Annotated in this window: 22 protein-coding genes; 7 read left to right on the top strand and 15 right to left on the bottom strand. The window is 65.8% G+C overall.

What is annotated here, in order from left to right; genetic code table 11:
• Positions 1-20: 20 nt before the first annotated feature.
• The 5 genes from CSQ92_RS06535 to CSQ92_RS06515 form a co-directional block, all read right to left on the bottom strand.
• Positions 21-1,694, bottom strand: coding sequence for a serine hydrolase (locus CSQ92_RS06535; protein WP_180276954.1), 1,674 nt, complete (start codon positions 1,692-1,694; stop codon positions 21-23).
• Positions 1,695-1,969: 275 nt separating this feature from the next.
• Positions 1,970-2,653, bottom strand: coding sequence for a hypothetical protein (locus CSQ92_RS06530; protein WP_180276953.1), 684 nt, complete (start codon positions 2,651-2,653; stop codon positions 1,970-1,972).
• Between the two features lie 222 nt (positions 2,654-2,875).
• Positions 2,876-3,322 carry a hypothetical protein gene (locus CSQ92_RS06525; protein ID WP_099393589.1) on the bottom strand — a complete coding sequence of 149 codons (447 nt, stop codon included), beginning with the start codon at positions 3,320-3,322 and terminating at the stop codon, positions 2,876-2,878.
• A 52-nt stretch (positions 3,323-3,374) separates the two neighbouring features.
• A complete protein-coding gene (locus CSQ92_RS06520) occupies positions 3,375-3,845 on the bottom strand; it encodes a MepB family protein (protein WP_099393588.1) in 471 nt (156 codons plus the stop codon).
• Complete coding sequence (locus CSQ92_RS06515) at positions 3,842-4,075, bottom strand: hypothetical protein (RefSeq protein WP_099394603.1); 234 nt, start codon at positions 4,073-4,075, stop codon at positions 3,842-3,844. Before CSQ92_RS06515 ends, CSQ92_RS06520 begins: the two co-directional genes overlap by 4 nt.
• Before the next feature lie 97 nt (positions 4,076-4,172).
• On the opposite strand from CSQ92_RS06515, the gene CSQ92_RS06510 reads away from it, so the two are divergent.
• Positions 4,173-4,535 carry a TfoX/Sxy family protein gene (locus CSQ92_RS06510; RefSeq protein ID WP_092604842.1) on the top strand — a complete coding sequence of 121 codons (363 nt, stop codon included), beginning with the start codon at positions 4,173-4,175 and terminating at the stop codon, positions 4,533-4,535.
• On the opposite strand, the gene CSQ92_RS06505 is transcribed toward CSQ92_RS06510, so the two are convergent.
• From CSQ92_RS06505 to CSQ92_RS06475, 7 genes are all read right to left on the bottom strand, one after another.
• Positions 4,524-5,528, bottom strand: coding sequence for a 2-hydroxyacid dehydrogenase (locus tag CSQ92_RS06505; RefSeq protein WP_099393587.1), 1,005 nt, complete (start codon positions 5,526-5,528; stop codon positions 4,524-4,526). The two genes, CSQ92_RS06510 and CSQ92_RS06505, sit on opposite strands and share 12 nt — an antisense overlap.
• Positions 5,529-5,622: 94 nt before the next feature.
• A complete protein-coding gene (locus CSQ92_RS06500) occupies positions 5,623-6,816 on the bottom strand; it encodes a hypothetical protein (RefSeq protein WP_099394602.1) in 1,194 nt (397 codons plus the stop codon).
• Between the two features lie 109 nt (positions 6,817-6,925).
• The gene (locus CSQ92_RS06495) at positions 6,926-8,116 is read right to left on the bottom strand and encodes a hypothetical protein (protein ID WP_099393586.1); all 1,191 of its coding nucleotides are present in this window, start codon (positions 8,114-8,116) and stop codon (positions 6,926-6,928) included.
• Positions 8,117-8,118: 2 nt separating this feature from the next.
• Positions 8,119-9,684, bottom strand: coding sequence for an MBOAT family O-acyltransferase (locus CSQ92_RS06490; RefSeq protein ID WP_099393585.1), 1,566 nt, complete (start codon positions 9,682-9,684; stop codon positions 8,119-8,121).
• The gene (locus tag CSQ92_RS06485; protein WP_257219136.1) at positions 9,674-10,747 is read right to left on the bottom strand and encodes a glycosyltransferase family 4 protein; all 1,074 of its coding nucleotides are present in this window, start codon (positions 10,745-10,747) and stop codon (positions 9,674-9,676) included. Before CSQ92_RS06485 ends, CSQ92_RS06490 begins: the two co-directional genes overlap by 11 nt.
• Before the next feature lie 2 nt (positions 10,748-10,749).
• Complete coding sequence (locus tag CSQ92_RS06480) at positions 10,750-12,231, bottom strand: lipopolysaccharide biosynthesis protein (protein WP_099393583.1); 1,482 nt, start codon at positions 12,229-12,231, stop codon at positions 10,750-10,752.
• A gap of 15 nt (positions 12,232-12,246) precedes the next feature.
• Entirely contained in the window at positions 12,247-14,331 is a 2,085-nt protein-coding gene (locus CSQ92_RS06475; RefSeq protein WP_257219135.1) for a glycosyltransferase, read from the bottom strand.
• A gap of 152 nt (positions 14,332-14,483) precedes the next feature.
• Here CSQ92_RS06475 and CSQ92_RS06470 point away from each other — a divergent pair, with 152 nt between their 5' ends.
• Both CSQ92_RS06470 and CSQ92_RS06465 read left to right on the top strand, forming a co-directional pair.
• Complete coding sequence (locus tag CSQ92_RS06470; protein WP_099393581.1) at positions 14,484-15,770, top strand: putative O-glycosylation ligase, exosortase A system-associated; 1,287 nt, start codon at positions 14,484-14,486, stop codon at positions 15,768-15,770.
• The gene (locus CSQ92_RS06465; protein ID WP_099393580.1) at positions 15,767-16,702 is read left to right on the top strand and encodes a polysaccharide deacetylase family protein; all 936 of its coding nucleotides are present in this window, start codon (positions 15,767-15,769) and stop codon (positions 16,700-16,702) included. Before CSQ92_RS06470 ends, CSQ92_RS06465 begins: the two co-directional genes overlap by 4 nt.
• Here the strand turns inward: CSQ92_RS06465 and CSQ92_RS06460 are convergent.
• From CSQ92_RS06460 to CSQ92_RS06450, 3 genes are read right to left on the bottom strand one after another with little or no spacing between them, the layout of a single operon-like run.
• The gene (locus CSQ92_RS06460; RefSeq protein WP_099393579.1) at positions 16,611-18,557 is read right to left on the bottom strand and encodes an asparagine synthetase B family protein; all 1,947 of its coding nucleotides are present in this window, start codon (positions 18,555-18,557) and stop codon (positions 16,611-16,613) included. The genes CSQ92_RS06465 and CSQ92_RS06460 overlap by 92 nt on opposite strands.
• Positions 18,554-19,810: a pyridoxal-dependent decarboxylase, exosortase A system-associated gene (locus CSQ92_RS06455; RefSeq protein WP_099393578.1), complete on the bottom strand. Its 1,257-nt coding sequence runs from the start codon at positions 19,808-19,810 to the stop codon at positions 18,554-18,556. Before CSQ92_RS06455 ends, CSQ92_RS06460 begins: the two co-directional genes overlap by 4 nt.
• A complete protein-coding gene (locus CSQ92_RS06450) occupies positions 19,807-21,417 on the bottom strand; it encodes an acyl-CoA ligase (AMP-forming), exosortase A system-associated (RefSeq protein WP_099393577.1) in 1,611 nt (536 codons plus the stop codon). Before CSQ92_RS06450 ends, CSQ92_RS06455 begins: the two co-directional genes overlap by 4 nt.
• 210 nt (positions 21,418-21,627) lie before the next feature.
• Between CSQ92_RS06450 and CSQ92_RS06445 the strand changes: the two genes are divergently transcribed.
• From CSQ92_RS06445 to CSQ92_RS06430, 4 genes are read left to right on the top strand one after another with little or no spacing between them, the layout of a single operon-like run.
• Positions 21,628-22,383, top strand: a complete 756-nt coding sequence (locus CSQ92_RS06445; RefSeq protein WP_099387701.1) for a hypothetical protein — start codon at positions 21,628-21,630, stop codon at positions 22,381-22,383.
• Positions 22,362-22,607, top strand: a complete 246-nt coding sequence (locus CSQ92_RS06440) for an acyl carrier protein (protein WP_070254372.1) — start codon at positions 22,362-22,364, stop codon at positions 22,605-22,607. Before CSQ92_RS06445 ends, CSQ92_RS06440 begins: the two co-directional genes overlap by 22 nt.
• Positions 22,604-23,464, top strand: a complete 861-nt coding sequence (locus CSQ92_RS06435; RefSeq protein ID WP_092604829.1) for a hydrolase 2, exosortase A system-associated — start codon at positions 22,604-22,606, stop codon at positions 23,462-23,464. The genes CSQ92_RS06440 and CSQ92_RS06435 overlap by 4 nt, the downstream gene beginning before the upstream one ends.
• Positions 23,461-24,348 carry a hydrolase 1, exosortase A system-associated gene (locus tag CSQ92_RS06430; RefSeq protein ID WP_099393576.1) on the top strand — a complete coding sequence of 296 codons (888 nt, stop codon included), beginning with the start codon at positions 23,461-23,463 and terminating at the stop codon, positions 24,346-24,348. The genes CSQ92_RS06435 and CSQ92_RS06430 overlap by 4 nt, the downstream gene beginning before the upstream one ends.
• Positions 24,349-24,355: the final 7 nt, after the last annotated feature.

Below are 24,355 nucleotides of genomic sequence, written 5' to 3'. Positions count from 1 at the left end.
ACCGTGCTCCACCGCAGCGTTCAGTCGTCCACCAGATCGAAGTCGGCAAACAAGCCGTCCGCCGTCAGGTAAACCAGCAGCGTGCGCTCCGGCTGGATGCCGCTGACGTGGTAGGCAAGGACGCTGTCCACCTTGCTGCCATGCCGTTCGATCGCGCGGCCTGCAACAGCTTGCTCATGCAAAAAAGTGAGTGACTTCACATTGGCGAGTTCGCCAATCGCCTGTGTGCCAAAGTTGCTCTTGATGCCTGGCGTGGCAAAATCCGAATTGGCCAGGGCGCTGCCGCCACGCGCGATATCGGCCAGCAATGCCTGCACACTCCGGGTACGCGCAGGCTTGGGGGCGGTGCGCGCTTTCAAAGTGTGCATCAGCGGGCCGATGCGCGGCGCCTTGTTCGCTTTGTCCTTGGTCGTCACGACGACGCCTGTCACCTCGCCTTGTGCATCGACGGCGAACGCCAATTCGCAATTGCGCGACGTCGAATGGAAACGGTGCGCGCCGACAGGCACGAAAGTTTCGTCCGGCAAGCCATCGTAAATGCTGCGCAGCTGCCCCCCCTGCACATCGAAGGTGCCTATCGTGTTGTTCCCCAACTCGTAGCGGCCCGTGTAGCGGCCGAGCGCCCTGGCATCGATCTTGATGGCGGGCTGCTTGCGCAAGACGGCGTAATCGGCATCCGGCCAGCGATAAGCGCGGCCGATGGCGTCGGTCAGGCGGTCCATCATGCGGGAATTGTCATTCGCGTTAATCATGATCACGGCACCCTGGCCGGTGCGGGAAAATGCCGTCAACAAGGTGTCGAAGCCTTCGTCACGCCCGCCGTGCGAGAAGCGTTGCGTGCTGCCGCTGCCGTGCAGGAAGACGCCCAGGCCCGCGTTCTCTATTTGCGGGGTCAGCATCTGTTGCGTCAAGGCTGCCGAAATGACCGGATTCGACGTGCCCGCCAGGGATTGCTGCACGCCGATGGCGAAGCGCGCCAGGTCCGACGCGTTGGTCCATAAACCGGCCGCCGCCATTTCCGGATACACATGCCAGCGTCCCGCCACCAGGCTGCGGTCGGCAAGGTGGCCGCTGGCATTCAGGCGCGCGCGCTCGGCTGGCGGCGGTTGCACATAGGAACTCTCCTGCATGCCCAAGGGCGTGAGGACCGCGTCGCGCATGTAGTCGGGATACGCCTGGCCGCTGACGTCGGCCACCATTTGTTGCATGACGGTATAGCCGCCACCGGAGTAACGCACCTTGCTGCCCGGAACGATGTCAACGCGGATGGGCGCGGTATTCGCGGGTTGCTCGCCGTTCAGCACCTGGACCACGGTGGGCAGCGGCACATTGCTGGCGTAGCCGGGGAAGCCGTGCACGGTCAACCCCGCGTTGTGGCTGAGCAGCCTGCGCAAGGTCACCTTCTGTTCGGCCGTCAGGGCGCTGTCCGGCAGCTTCCACGTGAGCAGCCGGGTATTGACGTCCTCGTCAAGGGAAAGTTTGCCCTGCTCTACCAGGTGCAGCGCCCCCAGCGCGGCCACCGGCTTGCTGACCGACCCGGCCTGGAATAGCGTGTGCGGGCCGACCGGCGTCTTGCCACCCTTTTCCGTGACACCGTACCCTTGCGCCCTGACAATCTTGCCGTTCTCGATGATGGCCAGCGACAGTCCGGGGATTTGCCGCATCTTCATTTCGGCCTTGATGATGTCGTCCAATGCGTCCGCCCGGGCGCCACTTGCGAACAACAGGGGAAGGACCAGTGCCAGGGGATGAACTCGCATGAACGATTCTTTCAACGGTGATGGACGGATGCCAGGAAGGAAACGTTGACGATACGTCAGCCCGTCCTGCCGCCATGCGGGATTGCGACAGGCCGTCAAATATCAGTCATGGACGGTCATTTTCCCGGATGAGTTGCGGCCCGCGTTTGCTGGCGTGACGAATTCCGGCTGCTTGCCGCTGTTGGCAGGTTCTGCGCCGTTGTGGGCCTTCACGAATCGCCGGTACTTGAAATATTCTGCACCATACTTAGCTCCCAGTCCTTTTGCCATTTTTCTGAATCGTCCTGGTCGAACCAGCCGGCTACGTAAGAGGATATTTCATCCGCATCCTGCAAGTTCGATTCTGCCAAATATGAAACTGTCACTTGAAATCCCGCACCAATAAAAAATTCCACGCCCATTGATGTTCCGACATCCATATTGATATGCTTTGCCACCCAAAGGGCCTCGATATCGCTCGTGCTGCCTAAACGATAAAGCAAGAACGCACAACGATAAATTCCTTCGTAAGGATCACCATCATCCTTAATTGTCCCATTCCAAAGCGCAATTCTATACTGCACTTCCTTCTCAAAGACTTGTCGAATCAGCGTGGAGTATGGCGCGAGTGGCCGCTCCAGCAGAATTTTATAGAGTTGTTGGCGTACCCGCGGCGAGTCGAGTTCACTCTCGCTGTCAGGTGTCAGAAGTCCCTGGGAGTTTTCAAAATACTCAAGAATTTTTTCAGCGCACAAGAAGGATATTTTATTTTTTTCTGCAGACCTATTTTGACTTATCTCAACTTCAACCTGCGCCACAATCTGAGGCGTGATAGGCAATTCTGGCGTATTTTTACGCTTAAAAAAATTCCACATTAAACTTGACCTTTTAGATCCTGTCCGCTTAGCGGACATCGAATTGCTCCATCAATGGCGCCTGGCGCTTGATGAAATGGATCAATACTGCAACATTTTCACGCTACGAGAGCCTGGCCGCCGCATCAATGATGTGCTGACCATATTTATTTATAAGCAATTGCATTTCACTTTCTTTTTTCTTTGAATTTCCTGTCCAGGCAGGGCAACGCTGCCATTCCGACACGATCACGCACCGGATACTGGAGCCGCCCCAAAGCGCTAGTAACTCGACGATGGGGCCGGTGCCGCGCACGCCCTGACGGTCTTCGCGCTATAGTCGAAATTGATGCTATTCGTGCCCTGGCCACGATACATGCTCTCGCCTTCCCCGATGGTCGCCTGCGCGCCCATCTTGCACAGCACGGCCGGTGCACGCTGCGTCCAGTCCAGCCTGCGCAAGGTGGCGATATTCCTGTCGCGCAGCGCAGCGCTCCAGCCCTCGTCCTTGAAGCGCACCGAATAGACCACACCATGCAGCTGCACCCGGCTCGTCCGGTCGATCACATTACCGCCGTTCTGCAGCACTTCGGCCAGGTCGCTCTCGATGAACTGCATGACGTCGGGACCGCGCTTGGGCGTGTCATTGCGCCCCAGTTGGGAAAGAACGAAGATCGCGAACACGACAAAAAGCGTCAGATAAATTTTTCCATCAAAAAAGGACTTCATTCCCGCTTTCCCATGCTGTTCAGTATGTATATCTGCCCCTGGGCCGGAAACGTCAGGCGATGTCCAGCAGCTTTGCCAGCCCCTGCTGATCCCCCGCCGTCACAAACCACGCCCCCTGCCAGCGCTGCGTGCGCTGCGCCTGGATGGACTCTGGCACACACCACGGCGGATACACGCGCAGCGCGCGCTTGCCGCCCTGGCTGGCGCGCGACATCACGCCCCGTTCCAGCAGCACGCTGCGCGGAAAAATGAAAAAGCCATGCCGCGCGCCATCGTCGTCGGCCACGGCGATGATGACGACATCGACGGGATCGACTTCGTCCAGCGGGGCGATGTCGGCGTCAGGATGGGGACGCTTCCAGACGGTGACGAACTGGCCGGTTTTCGTCGGCGTGGTTTTCGCCACGCGCAAGACCAGGCGCTTGCCGTGCATGTCGGCGCGGCAGGCGCCGTAGTCCGCGCTTTCCGCTTCCGGCACGGGGGCTTGCGGCAAGCCCAGGAAAGCCCAGGGACTGGCCTTCATTGCGCGCTGAACTCGGCTGCGGCCTTGGCCGCCCACAGCGCTTCGGCGTGGCTGGCGAACGGGCTGTCGTAGCCGTCGACCTTGCCATCCTCGTCGACAAAGTACAGCCACCAGCCGTCGGCCTGCTGGCGGATGGCCGTGTGGCCCGGTGCGCAATGGGTTTCGATGGAGTCGCCTGCGGCCAGGGTGGTAATGCTGATGCCGCGGTGAATAATATGCTCGGGTGTCATGGAAAATAAGTCATGCGAAAAAATCAATGGCCGTAGTGTAGCCGCGTCGGCGAATCCTTGCCAGTGCGCTACACTGTTCTTTCACACGGAGGACGACATGGCATCACAGCAAGGCACGGTGGATTTTTTGCTCGACCAGATGGCGGGCGCGGGCAGCCTCAGCGCAAAGAAAATGTTTGGCGAATACGGCTTGTATTGCGACGGCAAGATGTTCGCCATCGTCGCCGACGACCAGCTCTTCATCAAGCCGACGGATGCGGGACGCGCCTGGATCAGCGCACAAGGCACGCTGCAGGAAGCGCCGCCTTATCCGCAAGCCAAGCCGTATTTCCTCATCGATGGCGGGCTGTGGGATGAGCGCGACTGGCTGAGCCAACTGGCGCGGCGCACGGCCGATGCCTTGCCGCTGCCGAAACCCAAGCCGCCGCCCAAGCCTAAAAAGCAGGTGTCAGCTGGCTAGTACGCTGTTCTCGCAAGCCTTGCCCTGACGGAAGCACGCGAGGTTATGATACGTGATGGCGGCGATCTCGCGCAGCGCTTCGATGGTGAAGAAACCCTGATGGCCCGTCACCAGCACGTTCGGGAACGTCATCAAGCGCTGGAAGATATCGTCGTCGATGATGTCGGACGAGCGGTCCTGGAAGAACAGATTGCTTTCCTGCTCGTACACGTCGATGGCCAGGGAACCCAGCTGGCGCGATTTGAGCGCCTCGATGACGGCGCCCGTGTCGATCAGGCCGCCGCGCGAGGTATTCACCAGCATGGCGCCCTTCTTCATCAGCGGCAACGTTGCCTCGCTGATCATGTGGCGCGTGCTGTCCATCAACGGGCAATGCAGCGAGACGATGTCGGATTCGGCCAGCAGTTGCGGCAATTCCACCATCGTGCCCAGCTGCTCGAACGCGGGCGCCGGATACGGGTCATGGCCCAGCACCGTGCAACCGAAACCCTTGAAGATGCGCGCCGTCGCCAGGCCGATCTTGCCCGTGCCGACGATGCCGACCGTCTTGCCGTGCAGTGTCGCGCCCAGCAAGCCGTCCAGCGAGAAATTGCCTTCGCGCACGCGGGCGTAGGCGCGGTGCGTGTGGCGGTTCAGGGTTTGCACGAGGGCCAAGGTGTACTCGGCCACGGCTTCCGGCGAATACGCGGGCACGCGGGCAACGAACAGGCCCAGCCGCCTGGCCGCTTCGAGGTCGAGGTTGTTGTAGCCGGCGCAGCGCAACAGGATGGCGCGCACGCCGTAGCCATGCAGGGATTCCAGCACGGGCGCGTCGAGCACGTCGTTGACGAAGACGCAGACGGCGTCGGCGCCTTGCGCCAGGACCACGGTTTCCTGGCTCAGCAAGGCGCTGTGGTAGACCAGTTCAATGCCGGCAGCGTCGGGCTGGGACGGCAAGGCTTCATCGAAGAAACGGCGGTCGTAGGGCTGGCTGGCAAAGAAGGCGATTTTCATGGGGAGTCCTGGAACTTGCTGGATGGCAAAACATCATCATAGCGCATGCGCCCTGCCCCACGCTGCACGCCTGGCGCCTGGCACCTGCCGCAGGCTATTTGGGTTCGCGGGGCAAGGTCAGCACATGGCGCAGGTAGGCCGTTTCCTTGGCGTGCACCGCGTGGTAGCGCTCGCGCGCGGCGCGCGTGGCCGCCTGGTGGGCCGCGATGCCGGTTTCCGTCAACTCCGCGCCGAAGTCCGCCGGCGGCTGCAGCGGGCCGCCAAACAGGCGCGCCAGGATGAAGCGGCCCACATTCTCGCGATAGTGCGACGCTTCCCAGTAATAGCGCATCTCGCGCGCGCCCGTCACTTGCGGGATCGGTTCGCTGGTGATGCTGTTGAAACCGGAAAAATCAAGCAGGCGCACGTCGCAGCCCAGGCGCCGGTGGCGTCCGACCATTTGCGCCAGGTCGCGCTGCCATGTTTCCATGGCATCCCATTTGCCGCGCCAGTACAGGGCGTCGAGCGTGAGCGCGTGCGTGGGATTGATGTACAGGCGCAAGCGCGTGCCGCCACGGCACAGTTTCCCCACGCTCGTATCGAAGGCCTGCAGGGCCGCTTCGGTCGGCCCCAGGCCGTCGCCGAATTCCTGCAGGCGCGGCGTGAAGGCGCGCGCCGTACCGACCCAGCCATGGTTGCGGGCGGTGATGCAGGACTGGTCGCGCTGGCCATGCAGGGCCAGGCTGGAGAGGCAGGCGCCGTCATAGCTGCCGCTGAGGATGCGCCAGGTGTCGCGCGTCATGTCCACTGTCAGGCCGCGCTTGATGTTGAGCAAGGCGCGCCGCGCGAAAAAGGCGGGGCCGCCGTCCGTCAAGCCCGGCTCCACGCCAGCCGAGCCCAGCTCCAGCGAAAACGAAGGAGCGTCGATGCCCCACACGAGAGTGTCGACATGGCTGACCCTGGCCGCGTGTTCGGCCAGGCGGATGGCGTCGCCGATCGAGGCGCCCGAGACGGCGCTGTTGAAGACGCTCTTGCCATCGAACAAAGTACGCATACTGCTGGCCGGCAAGCCCATTTCCGTGCGCGAATTGCCGATATACACGACGGCGGGCCGGTAGCGCGCCACGGCATACGTCTTGCCCCACACTGCGAGCTTTTCATACGTGGGACGCAGGCGCTGCACCAGGGGGCTGTCCCACTGGTGCAGCAGATACGGGTCAACGCGGTAATTGACGGCGGAAACGAGTGCCAGCGCGGCCAGGGCGCAGGCAAAGAAGATGGCGAGGTAGCGGCGGGCGGCGGTATCCATGGTCAGCACGGGAAATAGGGAAACTCGGCGACCCGCCGCATGGCGCAGCTGCCGGCGATGAACAGGGACAGGAATGGGAACGAATGAAACGGCATGACTCCTCCTTGCCTCAACGCCGGATCAGCGGCCCGTCCAGCACCCGCTGCGCATAGGCCGCCTCGCGCGCATGTTCCACGCGATAGCGGTCGCGCGCCGCGCGCGCGGCCGCATGGTGGGCGTCGACGTTGGCCTGCGTCAGCTCCACGCCGAAGTCGGCCGGCGGCGGCGTATCGCCGCCAAACAGGCGGGCCAGGATCAAGCGGCCCACATTGTCCCGGTAGTGCGACACTTCCCAGTAATAATGCATGTCGGGCTTGCCGCTGACGAGCGGGGTCGCCTCCGTCGTGATGCTGTTAAAGCCGGAAAAATCATACAGGCGCACGTCGCAGCCCTGCTGGCGGTGGCGCCCGGCGAGCTGCACCAGGCCCCGCTGCCAGGCCTGCATGGCATCCCACTTGCCGCGCCAGTGCAGCGCATACAAGGTCAGCGCGTGCGTGGGGTTGATGTACAGGCGCAGGCGCAGGCCACTGCGGCACAGCTTGCCGATGCTGGCGTCCAGCGCCAGTGTCGATGGCGGCGTCGGCCCCAGTCCATCGCCGAACTCCTGCAGCCGCACGGGAATGGCGTCCTTCGTGCCGAGCCAGTGCCGCATGCCCTTGCGGGTGCACGTCTCGTCGCGCTGTCCATACAAGGCCAGGTTGGAGCGGCAGACATCGCCAGCCTTGCCGGTGAGGATGCGCACACTGTCCTCCGTCATATCCAGGGTCAGGCCGCGCTTCAGGTTGACCAGGGCGCGCCGGGCGAAAAAGCCATGCTCGGCACCCGTCAGGCTGTCTTCCACCCGCGCCGCGCCCATGTCCAGGGAAAAAGTGGGCGCGTCGATGCCCCACACCATGGTCTCGACGCGGCTGACCCTGGCCGCATGCTCGGCCAGGCGGATGGCGTCGCCGATCGAGGCGCCCGACACGGCGCTGTTGAAGACGCTCTTGCCGCCAAACAAAGCGCGCACGCCCGTCGGCAAGCCCAGTTCCGTGCGCGAATTGCCGATGTAGATGATGGCCGGCCGGTAGCGCGCCACGGCATAGGTCTTGGCCCAGGCGCCGAGCTTTTCATTCAACTGGCGCGGACGCTGCAGCAAGGGGCTGTCCCACTGGTGCAGCAGGTAGGGGTCGACCTGGTAGTTCAGGAGCGAGACGGAACCGAGCACCAGGCAGATGCAGGCGAGGAAGCCGGTCAGGTAGCGGCGGGCGGCGGTATCCATGGTCAGAACTGGAAATAGAGAAATTCGGTGACCCGGTTCATGCCGAAGATGCAGGCGACGAACAGCGCGGCCAAACCTACGCTCCAGCGGCGCGTGGGCCGCCAGCTGAACGCCCAGCGTCCTGCCGGTTGAAAGATTCTTTCAATGGCGGGCTCGTAAAGAAAGAATATTTCTTGCGTATTCGGCGCCTTGAAAGCCAGCAGCATGGCGCCCAGCAGCACGGGCAAGCCGGGGCCGGCCAGTTCGATCCAGCGGATGCCGTCAAAGGCCGGATGCAGCCCCCATTGCGCCAGGCTGGCCGCGTTGCTGGCCAGGCCGCGCGGCAGGCTCACGCCATTGCTTCCCACCAGCGCGCCCGTGATGTCCCAGGCCGTGGCCACGTCGGGCGCGCGGAAGAAAATCCAGGCCAGCATGACGGCAAAAAAGGTCAGCAAGGTGGGCCACCAAGCGGGCCACCAGCGCGCCCGGAGCGAACCGAACGCGTGCTGCCACGCCTGCTGCAGCACCAGGTACAGGCCGTGCAAGCCGCCCCAGATGACAAAGGTCCAGCCGGCGCCATGCCACAGGCCGCCGAGCAGCATGGTCAGCATCAGGTTGCGGTAGCGCATGGCTTCGCCGCGCCGGCTGCCGCCCAGGGGAATATACAGATAGTCGCGCAGGAAGCGCGACAAGGTCATGTGCCAGCGGCGCCAGAAGTCCGCGATATTGGCCGCCTTGTACGGCGAATTGAAGTTCAGCGGCAATTTCACGCCGAACAGGCGCGACAGGCCGATGGCCATGTCCGAATAGCCGGAAAAGTCGAAATACAGCTGGAAGGTATAGGCCAGCACGCCGATCCACGCTTCGATCAGGGTCGGTTCGGCGCCGGCCGCGAACACGGGCATGGCCAGCGGCGACAGGTTGTCGGCAATCAGCACCTTTTTTGCCAGACCAATGGTAAAGATCGACAGGCCGATGGCGAAATTGGCGGCGCGCGGATGGGCGTTGGCCGGATCGGCGAACTGCGGCATCATGTCGCGGTGGTGCAGCACGGGGCCGGCGATCAGGTGCGGGAAATAGCTGACGAACAGCACATAGTGGATAAAGCGGTATTCGCGCACCTCGCCCCGGTAGCAATCGACGAGGAAGGCGATCTGCGTAAAGGTAAAGAAAGAGATGCCGATCGGCAGGATGATATCGAGGCCGGACAAAGGCAGGCTTGCAGCGCCAGCACCGGCGACAATGGCATTCACGCTGTCGATGAAGAAATTCGCATATTTGTAGTAGGCGAGCAGCCCCAGGTTCAGCGCCAGCGCCGCGACCAGCACGCGCTTGCGGGCCGCGCCCGCGCTGGCGCCGATCAGGCGGCCGGCGCCGTAATTGACGCAGATCGAGGCCAGCAGCAGCGGCAGGTAACGCACGTCCCACCAGGCATAGAAGAACAGCGAGGCGAGCGCCAGCCAAATTGCGGGCGCCAGGCGGCGCCAGCTGGCGGATGCAGCGGCGGTGGCCAGGCGGTCCAGCAAAAAATAGCCGGCCAGCACGATGGGCAGATAGCCGAACAGGAAAGCGAAGGAATTAAACAGCATGCTGCCTCCTGGCCGGCGAGGCCTGCGCCTGGTAGTAACACTCGGCAATCTGCGCCGCCACCCGTTCCCACGTAAAACGTTCCACCAGGGCTTGCACGCGGGCGCGCTCGGGCGGCAGCGCCAGCAATGCGAGGATGGCCTGGCGCTGCGCGGCGCCATCGTCCCAGGCCACCTTGCGCAGCGCGAAGACGGAATCGGGCAAGTCCAGCGCGCTTTGCGCCGTCATGACGACAGGCGTGCCGGCCGCCAGCGCTTCAAGCACGCTCAAGGGAAACACTTCGCCCTGGCTGGGCAAGGCCGCCACGGACGCCGCATGGTAGGCGCTGGCCAGCAGCGGGTCGGCGTGGTCGAGCGCACCGAGCCAGCTGACGTGCGGCAAGTCCAGCAGCAGTTGCAGATACGCCTGCTGTTCGCGCGGCGCGGCGCCGATCAACACCAGGGGCAAGCCGGCGCCCGCCAGCGCCTGGGCCAGTCCCAGCTGGTTTTTATACGGTGAGATGCTGCCCACCATCAACACGAACGGTCCGGCGATGCCCGTTTCGCGCAGGAACAGATCGCCATTGGCCGTGAAGAAATGCGGGTTGATCCCATTCGGCAGGACGCGGACGGCGTCGGCCGGCATGCCGAAACCTTGCACCATGGCGTCGCGTTCGGCCTCGCCCAGGGCGATCACCACGTCGGCCAGCTGCAAGGCGCGCCGCGTCTGCGCATAGCTCGTCTGCACCATCCACTCCGTCAGGCGTCCCGCCAGCCGGTCGGCCAGCCGCGCGCGCCAGGCGCTGGCCCGGCCCCAGCCCGGCGACAGCAGCGGCGACAGCACCACGGGCACGCCTTGCTCGCTGGCCATTTCCATGATGCGGTAAGTGCCGTTGCTCGCCGAGAACACGTGCAGCACGTCGAAATCGGCCAGCCGCTCATGGTTGGCGTCCACCAGTTGCACTTCCAGGGGCCGCGCCGGCAGCTGGGGCAGCCGGTTCAGCGCGGCAATGGTTTCGCGTACCTGGATCTGCAAGCCGCCGTCGCGCTGGAACAGCATCGGGTAGGACAAGATACCGACACGCATGGTCATCCTTTCGTGCATTTGACTGCCAGCCAACGGCCAGCCAGCTTGCGTTGCAATAACAGAAACTCGCCAGCGAGCTCATGCTTCAACAGGAACAGGCCGGCCAGCCAGCACAGCAAGGTGGCCAGCGCCGTGCCCGTCAGCGCCAGCAGCGCCGGAGTCTCCACGGGCAGCCACAGCAGCGAAGTGACGGGCGCGACGGCACTGACGCCGCAGAGCAGCAGGCTCTTGCGCAATGCCCGGGCCAGGATGCGCCAGTCCAGCGCGCTCAAGCGCCGCAGGCAGCCGTAGTTCAGCCAGCTGCGCAGCACGTTGCTGAGCACCACGGCCCAAGCCACCACCACCAGGCCGAACGGCGCCGCCACCAGCAGAAGCGCCACTTTGATAACGCCCGCGCAGGCATCGAGCCGCACCTGCGCATGCAGCTGGCCCGTCGCCACGAACAGGTAGCGGGCCATGCTGAACATGCTATACACGGCCGAGGACAGGCACATGATGCGGATCAAGGGCACACAGGCCAGCCATTGCGAACCGTACAACACCTTGACCAGCGGCAAAGCCATACAGGCGAGGAAGAGAAAAAACGGCCAGGCCAGCGCCGTCATGTAGCTGATCGTGCGCAGATACACGAGTTCCGCCCCGCCCTGTCCCCCTTGGCCACTCCCCTCCCGCGCGCGGGCCGCGAACAGGGGAAACACGACGGGCGAAATCGCGCTGGTGATCGCCTGGTTGAAGATATTGAGCACGCTTTGCGCCTTGCCGAACAGGGCCAGGCTTTCAATGCCGATCAGCTTGCCGATGACGAGGTCCGGCGCCGCCACGCCCGCCTCGTCGACGAGGCCGCCCCCCGTCGCATACGCGCCAAAGCGGGCGATATCGCCTATGCCGCGCCGTCCCGGCAGCCACGGCAGCTCTGCGGGCCGCAGCAGCAGGCTCACCAGCAGCGAAGCGCAGGAGCCGGCCAGCGCCGCCCACACCATGCTCATGTAACTGTAGCCCTGCAGCGCCAGCAGCACGGCCACCAGCAGGTTGACGACACTATTGGCCGCGTTGATGGCGTAGATGGCGCGAAAGCGCAGTTGCCGGCGCAATATAGGCAAGGTCAAGGCGCTGAACGGTATCAGGAGGAAATTGATCGCCAGCAAGCGCAGCACGAGGGTCAGCCGGGGTTCGCCATAGAAATGCGCGAGCGGCGCGCTGGCCAGCAGCACCAGGCCCGCCAGCAGCCAGGCGACGAGCAGGCTGGTGGCCAGCGCGGCCCGCAATTTCACCGTGTCGAGCTGCTTTTCCTGGATCAGGTATTGCCCCACGCCAAAATCGCGCACCACTTGCGCCAAGGCCACCAGCACGGCGCCCAGCGAATACACGCCCACTTCGGCCGGCGGCAGCAGGCGCGACAGCACCATGGTGGCGACAATGCCCAGCAGCAGCACCGTGTACTTTTCGGCGAACGAGAAAAAGAACGAATGGCGGGTGGCGCTCATGCGGGCCGCCCGCGCCTACACCAGGCCCGCATAGAAATGGCGCAGCTGGCGTTCCAGGCGCGGCATCGAATAGCGCTGCACGGTCTCCTCGCGGGCCAGCCGTCCCATGCGGGCGCGCCGGGGCGCATCGAGCAACAGCGTTGCTACGGCCGCGCAGGCGGCGTGCTCATCGTCCAGCGGCAGCAGCAAGCCGCCGGCGCTGTCGTGCAGGATATCGTGGGTGCCCGGCACATCCGTGCCCACGGCCGGCACGCCGCAGGCCATCGCTTCGATGGTGGCGATGCCGAAACCCTCGTTTTTGCTCAGCAGCACATGCAGGTCGAAGGCCGGCATCAGCAATTCGACGCGCTGCTGGAAACCGGCAAACACGACGCGCTCCTGCAAGCCCGATTGCCGCACCTGCAACCGCAGCATGGCTTCCAGCGGCCCCGTGCCCACCAGCACCAAATATAAGTTGGGAAATTGCGCGGCCAGCCTGGCGAACAGGGCCAGCAGCGCTTGCGGGCGTTTCTGTGCGGAGAGTCTCGCCACGCAACCGAGCACGAGCGCGTCCGGCGGCAGCCCAAGTTGCTGCCGCGCCAGCATCCGGCGTTCGGGCGAAACGACAAAAGTGTCCGTATCGACGCCGTTGGGAATGACGGCCAGCCGCGTCTGCGGCGCCAGCATGTCGCGGTACAGGTCGAGGAAATGCCGCATGGCCGACGGCGACACGGCATACACGCCCTTGACGCTGCGGAACGCTTCCTGCAGCCGGGGCCGCTGCCAGTCGCTGAAAGCTTCCAGGGGAAACGCATTGTGCACGCTGATCACGGCCGGCAAGCGGCATTGCCGGGCCAGCCACAGGATGGAAGCGCCATAGCTGGTCCAGCAAAACGCCACGTGGACGAGATCGGGCCGCAGCCGCCGCAGCCGCCACGCGCCCGTCAGCCTGGCGCGCAGCCAATTCCAGCGGCGCCAGGCCCAGTGTTCGAGAAACAAGGGCGGTTCATACACTTGCACCTGCAGATGCCGCGCGCGCAAGCCGTGTGCCCAGGCAGTAAAACCGGGAAAGCGCCGCAGGGCCAGCACGCTGTCATAGCCGTTCGCGCCCAGCATGCTCGCCTCTTGCGCCATGCGCAGCTCCATGCCGCCCAGCTCGCCCGAATAACTGCTGATGACGACGCGCGGCAGGCGTTTGCGCCGTCCCCGCCACGCTTCATGGAAGAAACCGCGCAGCCAGGCCCGTTCCCACTGGCGCAGGAACAGCTCGGCGTGGTCGCGCCGCAGCCAGGCCCGCACGGCGCTGAGGGAGTCGCGCACGTATCTGCGCAGCATCCAGCGGGGCACGCCCAGCAACTCCACGCTGGGCGCGAGTGTCGCCAGCCGGCATTGGCCCCGGCCAAACAGCATGGCGCGGCGCAATATCCAGGCGCGCTGCACTTGCGGGGCGCGGATGATGTGCGCCACCCTCGCCCGCGGACAGAACCAGGATGGGTTGCCGGCCGCATGCATCTCCAGGTTGAGCCGGGTTTCGCTGCCCATGGCGTAGTTGGCGCCCTGCGGGCCGATGCTTTCGTCATAGCGGGCGCCCGCCTCGAAGATGCGGCGGCGTATCGCCATGTTGGCGCCCCATACGAGGCCCGGATACACGGGCGCGTCGCGCAGGTCGGGGCTGGTAATGCCCCACGTCAAGCCGACAGGGGTCAGGCGCAGCAGCCAGTCCTCCGGCTGTTCCCGCCAGGCGGGCACGATGGCGCCGCCGAACAGGGCGTAGCCAGGATGGCTACGCGCGCTGTCCTGCAGGCGGCACAGCCAGTCGGATGCGGGCATGGCGTCATCGTCGCCAAAGACGAACAGCTCGCCGCCGTCGCCGCCCTGGCGCAAGGCATATTCGACGGCGCCGTTCAGGGCCGGACTGCGTCCCCGTCGCGCCACGTAGACATAGCTCAAGGGCAAGCGCCCGCGGAAGGCGGCGATCACCTGGGCCGTGGCGTCGGTGCTGCCATTGTCGGCGATTACCAGGCGCCAGCCGCCCACGGGCGCGCGCAGTCCCATGTAGGCGCGCAATACCTGGGGCAAGGTGCCGGCGCCATTATAGGTCGCCATGAGAACGGTCAACAAGGACATGCCTCCTTGGTCTTACCATGACAAAACTGATTGGCAGTTTCAACAACGCCGAGCGGTATTGATCCAGTGTACTGAGCCTGCCCGCCAGCCCGTTGACAGGCATCAAGACCTTGCCAACCCAGGCAACACCAGGAGCGTCCCCCTTCATGCGCGACATACTGATCACAATCATCATCCTGGGTTCGCTGCCCTTCATCCTGAAGGCGCCGGCCATCGGCGGCCTGATGTGGGTCTGGGTCAGCGTCATGAACCCGCACACGCAGGGCTGGGGTTTCGCCACCCACATGCCGTTCGCCTTCATCATCGCCATCGCCACCCTGGTCAGCCTCGTGATGACGCGCGAGCCGAAAAACCTGCCCCTGACGCCCATCAGCGTGCTGCTGCTGCTGTTCGTCGCGTGGATGAACCTGACGGCGCCGTTCGCCTTGCTGCCCGAGTCGTCGTGGGTGCAGTGGAACAAGGTCATGAAGATCATGCTGATGAGCTTTGTGGTGATGATGGTGATACGCACGCGGCAGGACATCGTGCGCCTGGTCTGGGTGCTGGTGGTTTCGATCGGCTACTACGGCGTGAAAGGCGGCATCTTCACCATCCGCAGCGGCGGCACGGAGCGGGTCTGGGGGCCGGAAGAAACGTTTATTGGCGATAACAATGCGCTGGCCCTGGCCCTGATCATCACCATCCCCCTCATGTATTATCTGCAGCAAAACACGGACAAGCGCTGGCATCGCCACGGCCTGTCGGCGGCCATGCTGCTGTCCGCGCTATCCGCGCTGGGTTCGTATTCGCGCGGCGCGCTGCTGGCCATCGCCGCCATGGGCCTGTTCATGTGGCTGAAAAGCGAGCGCAAGATGGTGCTGGGCGCGCTGCTCGGCACGGTCACGCCGCTGTTGCTGGCCTTCATGCCCGAGCGCTGGGCCGAACGCATGGACACCATCAACACGTATCAGGACGATGTGTCCGCCATGGGCCGCCTGAATGCCTGGCGCATGGCCTGGAACCTGGCGCGCGACCGTTTTCTCGGCGGCGGCTTCGACGTCTCCGACGCCGCCATCTTTGCCCGCTATGCGCCCATTCCCACGGATGTGCATGCGGCGCACAGCATCTATTTCCAGGCGCTGGGCGAACACGGCTTCGTCGGCCTCTTCATTTACCTGGCGCTGGGCATCGCCACCTGGCGCACGGCGGCCGCCATCATCCGCCGCACGCGGGGCAAGCCGGAATTGCGCTGGGCGCACGGCCTGGCCACCATGAGCCAAGCCAGCCTGATCGGCTTTGCCGTGGGGGGCGCCTTCCTCAGCCTGCTGTACTTCGACATGCCGTATTACCTGATGGCCGCCCTGATCGCCACGCGCATCATCGTCGAACAGCAGGCGCCGGCCCTTGCATCCCGCCCGGCTAAGGCGCGGGCAACGGTGGCGGAGCAGCCATGACGGCGACGCTGTCCATCCTGATCTACCACCGCGTGCTGGCGCGGCCCGATCCGCTGTTTCCCGGCGAAGTGGATGCGGCCCTGTTCCAGCGCCAGCTGCGCCTGTTGCAACGTTTCTATACGCCGCTGCCGCTCAGCGATGCCGTGCGGCGCTTGCAGGATGGCCGCCTGCCGCCCCGCGCCGCCTGCATCACTTTTGACGATGGCTATGCGGACAATGCGCAAGTGGCCCTGCCATTGCTGCTGCGCCATGGCTTGCACGCCACATTCTTTATCGCCACGGGCTATCTGGACGGCGGACAGATGTGGAACGATACGGTGGTCGAGGCCGTGCGCCAGGCGGCCGGCCCCATGCTGGACTTGCGCGTACACGGCCTGGGAACGTTCCCCGTCGCCAGCCTGGCACAGCGGCAGGCGGCCGTCGCCACCTTGCTGGGCCAGCTCAAATACCAGCCATTTGCCCGGCGCCAGCAGCTGGCCATACAGATCCGCCGCCAGGCGGGCGCCACGGCGGGCCCGGCGGCGATGCTGAGCACGGCGCAGCTGCGCCAGCTGCAGGCGGGCGGCATGGAACTGGGCGCGCACACGGCCAGCCATCCGATCCTGTCCACCTTGGCGGAGCGGGCGGCGCAGCGCGACATCGCCCATGGCAAGCAGCAGCTGGAAGCGCTGATCCAGGCGCCCGTCTCCCTGTTTGCCTATCCGAATGGCAAGGCCGGACGCGACTACGGCGCGCCGCACGTCGCCATGGTCAAAGACCTCGGTTTCAAGGCGGCCGTCGCCACGGACTGGGGCGTGGCGCGCCCCGGCGCGGGACTCGACCTGCTGCAGTTGCCCCGCTTTACGCCGTGGGATCGAGGACGCCTGGCGTTTCTGTGGCGCATGCGGCAAAACCGCCGCCAAGCGCACCCAGCGCGCCCGGATGCTGGCTGAGCCACTGTTCCAGCATCAGCAGCAGCCACACCATGGTGCCGTGATAGGCAGGGTGTTCCGCCAGCAAGCGCCCTTGCAGATCGTCGATGAAGGCGGGCCGCACGATGCCGCGCCCGCGCAGCTGCGTCAGATTGTCGAAGGCAAACTCGCGCAGCGGCACGTGGCTGTGCAGCCACTGGCCGAAAGGCAAGCCGAAGCCGTGCTTTTTCTTGCGCACGATGGCCGGCGGCAGGATTTCCGCCAGCGCCCGCTTGAAGAAAGGCCGCAGGCGCATGCCGTCGAGCTTATCTTGCGGCGCCAGGCGTGCAGCGAACGCCACCATCGCATCGTGCAGGAAGGGAAACGCCGCTTCCACGCCGGCCAGTTCGCACGCCTTGCGCACCTTGAACAGGTCGTTGTCGGCCAAGGTAAACCGCATGTCCAGCGCCAGCAATTCATTGATCTGGCTCAAGCCCTGGCCTTGGCGTTCCCAATACGCGCCATTCACGCAGCCAGGCGCCATGCCCGGGTCGATGGTGTCGATAAAACCCGCTTCCAGCACCGTGCGGTAGCCATGGCGCAGCAGCAGGTTGTAGCTGTCGAGGCGGGCCGGCAGCGGCAGGCTGGCCTGCTCGATGTAGCGGCGCGCCTTGTCGCCCAGCCGCCACGGTTTGCCCGCGCGCTCGCGGAACAGCAGCGGCTCGATGATGGCCTGGCGCAACATGACGGGCAAGCGCTCGTACTGCGACAGCAAGGCCTGGTGCGCATAGCGCTCATTGCCGCCAAACAATTCATCGCCGCCGTCGCCGCCCAGCAGGCGCGTCACGCCATCCTCGCGCGCCATCTGCGCGCAATAGTAGGCGGGAATGGCCGAGGCATTGCCGAAAGGCTGGTCGAAAATGGCCGCCATGGCGGGAATCGCGGCCAGCACGTCGTTTGGCGTCACGTAGCGTTCGTGGTGGATGCTGCCCGCATGGCTGGCGGCCAGGCGCGCATACGCCATTTCATCATAGCCGGGCGCGTCAAAACCGATGGAATACGTGCGCGCGGGCCGGCCCGTCACCTGGCCCATGATGGTGGCCAGGGTGGAACTGTCCGTGCCGCCGCTGAGAAACGCGCCCGTGTCCGCCCCATCCGCACCCAGGCCGCTTTCCACGGCCTGGCGCAACAGGCGCAGGAATTCCTGCTTGTTGCTGGCAAAGCTGGCCCGCGTGCGCGTGCGTGCAGCCGGCTCCTGGAAGGCCAGTTGCCAGTAGCTGCCCTTGCATTGCTTGCCACCCCGCACATGCAGGTATTCACCGGGCAACAAGCGCTGCTGGCCAAGATAGGCCGTGGCCGGGCCAGGCACCATGTGGAAGAACAAATAGTGATACAGGGCTTGCGGATCGAGCGCCCCCCGCACGGACGGATGGGCCAGCAAGGCGTCATGCGAGGAAGCAAAGAACAAGCCTTGCGCATTGTTCGCGTAGCTGAGCGGGTGCATGCCGGCACGGTCCACGGCCAGCAGGGCCGAGCCGGAAAAGGCGTCGAGAATGGCCAGCGCAAATGGCCCCGACAGGCTGGCGCAAGCCGCCACGCCCCGGCTCAGCCACAGGGAAGCGAGGCGGCATGCCACGTCGTCCGCCGAGCCGTCGAGTTCGGGCCGGCCCCAGATGGCCACCTGCAAGCCATCTTGCTGGTACACATGACGACTGCCGTCGATGGCGGCCACGGCCACCCCGCCCACTTCGCTCAAGCTGGCGGCCAAGGGCGCGCTATCGAAGCGCGACAAGGGCGCCGCCATGCTGGCCAAGGCGGCCTGGGCTGCGCCATCGGCTGCGCTGCCGCCGGCATCCCCCCCGCCCGCCATCGCCAACCAACCGCACAGGCCGCTCATACGAGTACCTCGGCCGGCAGCGGATGGCCGAGAAAGGCCGTCGGACTGGCCGTCAAGCCATACGCGCCCGACTGGAACACCACCACCAGGTCGCCCTCTTCGGCGCGCGCCATCTCCATCTGGTCGGCCAGCAAGTCCAGCGGCGTGCACAACGGTCCCACGACGGACGCCACTTCGCGCGCCCCGCCCTGCAGCCGGTTGCCGATGGCGACCGGATAATTCTTGCGGATCAACTGGCCAAAATTGCCCGAGGCCGCCAAATGATGGTGCAAGCCGCCATCCGTCACCAGAAACACTTGTCCATGCGACACCTTGCGTTCGATCACCTTGCACACGTACACGCCCGCCTCGGCCACCAGATAGCGGCCCAGCTCCAGGTTCAAGCGCGCGCCCGGTGCCGCCTGGGCCAGGATGGCGAGCTGCCGCTGCAAGCCTGCGGCGACGGGCGCCAGGTCGAGCGCCTGGTCGCCGGGAAAATACGGTACGCCAAAGCCGCCGCCGATATTCAGGGTGCGCAAGGGCGATGGCGCGCTGTCGGCCAGTTGCAGGGCCAGTTGCACGCTCAGGGCCTGCGCTTCGGCCAGGGCAGTCGCCGACAGGCTTTGCGACCCCGCATACAGGTGAAAGCCGTGAAAATCCAGCCCCAGCTGGCCGATGCGGCCCAGCAATGCCGGCACCAGGGCCGCATCGACGCCAAACGGCTGCGCGCCGCCGCCCATGCGCATGCCCGTGCGGCGCAAGGCGAAATCGGGATTCACACGCACGGCCACCCTGGCCGTCACGCCCAGCCGTTCACTGGCCAGCGCCACCCTTTCCAGCTGGGCGCCAGACTCCACGTTGATCAGCACGCCAGCCGCCACGGCCCGCGCCAGTTCGCCATCGCTCTTGCCCGGTCCCGCAAAACTGATGCGCTCGGCCGGCATGGGCGTATCGAGCGCCGTGGCCAGTTCCCCGCCCGAGGCCACGTCGATGCCATCGACCAAGCCCGCCAGCCACTGCACCACGGCAGGCATGGGGTTGGCCTTCATGGCGTAATGCACGTGCACGCCAGTGGGCAAGGCGGCGCGCAGTTCCGCCACGCGGCGCGTGATGTGCGCCCGGTCATAGGCATAGAACGGCGTGCTGCCTACCCGCTGGGCCAGCCGGCGCAGGGGCATGCCGCCGACCAGCAGCATGTCGTTTTCCACGGCAAACTGGCGCAGCGGTGGGTGCGGCGGCAATTCCGTATTGTTCGAGTGGATCAAGTCCTTCATGCGGCATCTCCTGTTTGGACCGCATACGCGCGTGCCAGTTCCCTGGCCAGCAAGGGACGGTCGATCTTGCCGTTCGGATTGCGCGGCAGCACGCCGTTGCGGATTTCCACCCACAACGGCACCATATAGCTGGGCAAGCGGGCGCGGCAGGCGGCCAGCACGCTGTCGCGCAGCAATTCCACACCGGGCGCGGGCGTGACGAGCAAGGCGATGGCCTGGCCCAGCACGGCGTGGGGCAAGCCCAGCGCGGCCGCTTCGCCCACCAGCCCGCTTGCATACGCCACTTCCTCGATCTCGGCCGGGCTGACCCGGTAGCCGGACGTCTTGATCATGTCGTCGCTGCGGCCCACGAAATACAGATAGCCATCCGCATCGCGGCGCACCGTGTCGCCCGACCAGACGGCCAGTTCCGGCAGCACCAGGCCGCTGGCCTGCGGCGGCAGCGGTTTGAAGCGCTCGGCCGTGCGCGCCGCATCGTTCCAGTAGCCGAGCGCCACCAGCGCGCCGCGGTGCACGAGCTCGCCCGGCTCGTCCGCGTCGCACACGCTGCCATCCGGACGCAGCACCAGCACTTCCGCGTTGGGAATCGCTTGCCCGATGGAATCGGGGCGCCGCTCCAGCTGTTCCGGCGCCAAATAGGTCGAGCGGAACGCTTCCGTCAAGCCATACATCAGGTAGACCTGCGTGCGCGGCAACGACTGGCGCAGCTTGTCGAGCGTGGAGCGTTGCATCACGCCGCCCGAATTGGTGATGTAGCGCAAGGGCGTGGACAATGGCCAGCTCAGCTGCGACAGCTGCACCCACAGGGGCGGCACGGCGGCCAGGCCCGTGATGGCTTCCTGCTCCACGGCTTCGACGATATCGCGCAGCAGCAGATAATTCATCAGTACGGCGCAGGCGCCGCTGGCAAACGCCGTCGTCAGCTGGCTCAGGCCATAATCAAAACTGAGCGGCAGGACGCACAGGATGCGGTCCTCCGGCGCGTTGCGCAAATAGCCCGACACGCTGAGCGCGCCCGCCAGCATGTTGCGGTGCGACAGCACCACGCCTTTCGGCCGCCCCGTGCTGCCGGAGGTATATAAAATGGCGGCCATATCGATGTCGATCGCCGCATGCGGCTTGGGTACGGGCGCACCAAAGGCGGGCACATTGGCGGGCACCGCAGTCCACGGCAGCACGCGGACCTTGTCAAGGCGGGACTCCGCATGCCCTTCACCCGTCAGCAGCACCGTCCGCAAGTCCGGACAGGCAGCCAGCGCCGGACCCAGCTGCGCCAGGCGTTCGCGCGACGTGACGAGGATGGTCACATTGCAATCGGCCAGGATGTAGGCCACCTGGTCCGGCTTGAGCAGCGGATTGACGGGCACGAACACGCCGCCGGCGGCAGCCGTACCGAACATGGCGCTGACGTTTTCCGGGCGTTTTTCCAGGTACACGGCCACGCGCGCGCCACGCTGCAAGCCCAGGGTCAGCAGGGTGCCGGCCGCCTCGCGCACGGACTGCGCCAGCGCGGCATAGCCTATTTCCTCGCCCTGCCACGACAGGGCCGGCGCGTGGGGTGCGCGCTGCGCCGTTTCGAAGATCAGATCGTGTATCAGTGTCGCCATCGTTTCGCCCTCTGCTCGGCATGCCAGGTCATGCATCCCCTATGATTGGGACAAACGGGCGCGGCAGTGTTGATTTTTATCAAGTAAGCGCCTCTCGCGGCGGCCGGCCGCCGATCCGGCGCAATGCTTGAGGCCGCGCAACATCGGCCCCGGGCCGCTGCGCTCTAATGGACAGCGTTGGCTGCATAGCCGCCCCCCTCCTCGACCGCCATGGCCCTGTCCCCGGAATTTCCTTTGCTGCAACGGCTAGCCGACAGCCTTCGCCAGCTGGGCTGGCGCGACAGCGCCTGGCTGGCCGTGGCCCGGCTGCTGGCCCGCATGCCGGGCGGGCGCTGCGCGCTATATCGTTATCAATTCGTCGCGCAAGCCGTGGCGCCCGGTTCGCTGTGCCGCGGGCGCGGCCAGTCGATCACGGTGACGCCCTGCCTGGCGGAAGCGGACTTGCCCCCCGGTCCCGAGCGCCGGCCCGGCGCGCTGGGCGAACGCTATCGCCAGGGTGCGCAATGCCTGGTGGCGCGGAACAAGACCGGCATGGCCGGCTGGATCTGGCTGCTGCGCCACGGCTGCCAGGAAGACGAGGTGCGCGCCCGCTATGCACTGGCGTCGCAGCAGTCGTCCTGGGACCTGGACGTGTGGGTGCATCCGGAACAACGGGGCGGCCTGGTCTTCGCGCGCCTGTGGGAAGAAGCCAACGCCGTGCTGTACGCGCAGGGCGTGCGCTGGTCGTGCAGCCGCATTTCGCGCTTCAACCGCGCCTCGCTGGGCGCCCATGCGCGCCTGGGCACGCACGCGCTGGGCACGGCCACGTTTATCCGCTGCGGCCGCTGGCAAGCCATGGCCGCCAGCCTGCCGCCTTACCTGCACCTGTCGCGCCGCCCCGGCGATATCCCCTGCCTGGCCTTCGATACGTCGTCCCTGCCGCACTACCCTTCCCTGGAGCTGACATGCCGCATCTTGAAGCAGTAAAGCACATCCTCGACACCACCCTGGGCTTGAACGGGCGCGTGCTGGAGGCCCACACGCCGCTCCTGGGCAGCGTGCCGGAACTCGACTCGATGGCCGTGATCGGCGTGATCGCCGCGCTGGAAGACCATTTCGGCATCAGCGTCGCCGACGACGACATCCATGCGCGCCACTTTGCCACCGTGGGCACCCTGCACGATTTCGTGTTTGCAAAGCTGCGACCATGAACCGCGCCGCCCTCGATGCGCTGCCGCTGCTGCCCTTCTTCCTGCCCGCCAGCGGCGGCCAGCGCTACTGCCTGCTGCACCTGCCGCCGCCGGGCCAGGCCGCGCGCGGCGGCATCCTCTACGTCCATCCATTCGCCGAAGAGCTCAATAAAAGCCGCCACGTGGCCGCCGCGCAGGCGCGCGCCTTTGCCGCCGCCGGCTACAGCGTGCTGCAGATCGACCTGTTTGGCTGCGGCGACAGCAGCGGCGACTTTGGCGAAGCGCGCTGGGACATCTGGCACAACGACCTGCACCTGGCTTGCGCGTGGATGGCGCAGCGGGTCGACGGCCCCTTGACCGTGTGGGGCTTGCGCCTGGGCGCCCTGCTGGCCCTCGATTTCGCCAGCCGCCCGCCGCTGCCCCTGGCGCGCTTGCTGCTGTGGCAACCGGAACTCGACGGGCGGCGCAGCATCGACCGCTTCCTGCGCCTGCGCCTGGCGACCCGCATGCTGGCCGGGACTACACAGGAAGCGCCCGGCCAGGCGCGCGCCGCACTGGCGGAAAGTGAACCTGTGGAAGTGGCCGGCTACCTGCTGGCGCCCGAACTGGCGCAGGCCATCGACGGTGTCAACGCGTCGACGCTGCTGCCTTGCGTGCCCGTCTATTGGCTCGATTACCACGCGGCGGACCAAACGGGCCCGTGGTCGCCGCCGCTGCTGGCCCGGCAATGGCGCGAACGCGGCGCCGCCGTGCATGTGGCCAGCTTCGATGACGGCCCGTTCTGGCACAGCGGTGAACTGCTGGCATGTCCGCAACTGCTGTACGCCACGCGGAAACTGTGCCGCGACTGGCTCGACGAGGAAAGGCCCCCGCCATGAAGCGCGACGACGGCCTGCAGCACCCCGCGGCGCACGCCGTGCGCGAGCTGGCCCTGCGCTTTCGCAGCACAGCTGAAGACAGCGAGGCGCAGGCGCGCCTGGCCGGCATCCTCAGCCTGCCCGACGTGCCGGGCCGGCGCGGCGTATTGATCGTCACGGGCGGACCGCAGTACCGCGCCGGCAGCCACCGCCAGTTCGTCTTGCTGGCCCGCGCCCTGGCTGCGCAAGGCTGGCCCGTGCTGCGTTTCGACTTGCGCGGCATGGGCGACAGCGAGGGCAGCGCGCGCGATTACCGCGCCGCCGGTCCCGACATCGCGGGCGCGCTGGCGCAATTCTTCGATGCCGTGCCGGCCTTGCGCGAAGTGGCGCTGTGGGGCTTGTGCGACGGCGCCACGGCCGCCGCCTGCCATGCGCCGCATGACGCGCGCGTCAAAGCGCTGATCCTGCTCAACCCGTGGGTGCGCAGCAGCGCCGGCCTGGCGCGCGCCACCCTGCGCCACTATTATCTGCCACGCCTGCTGCAAGGCGGTTTCTGGCGCAAGCTGGCCAGCGGCGGATTGCGACTGGGCGCCAGCCTGGCCTCGCTGCGGCAGGTGGCGGCCGCCACGCAAGAACCGGCAACGCCGGAAGACGACGCGCCCGCGCCAGCCCTGCTGCGGGCGCTGGCGCAATTCCAGGGCAAGGTGCTGCTGGTCCTCAGCGGCGACGACCTGGGCGCGCGCGAGTGGCAAGCCCTGCTCGATGGCGATCCTGCCTGGCGCGCCGTGGCCGCCCGCCCGCAATGGACGCAGGCGCAGGTCGATGGCGCCAACCATACGTTCGCCAGCGCCGCCTGGCGCGGCGAAGTGGAGCAGCTGTGCGCGCGGTGGCTGCGGTCATGGTAAGGACCTC

The sequence above is a fragment of the Janthinobacterium sp. BJB446 genome, from assembly GCF_002735655.1.
Lineage (GTDB): Bacteria > Pseudomonadota > Gammaproteobacteria > Burkholderiales > Burkholderiaceae_D > Janthinobacterium > Janthinobacterium lividum.
This window is presented reverse-complemented; position numbering and strand designations above follow the sequence as displayed.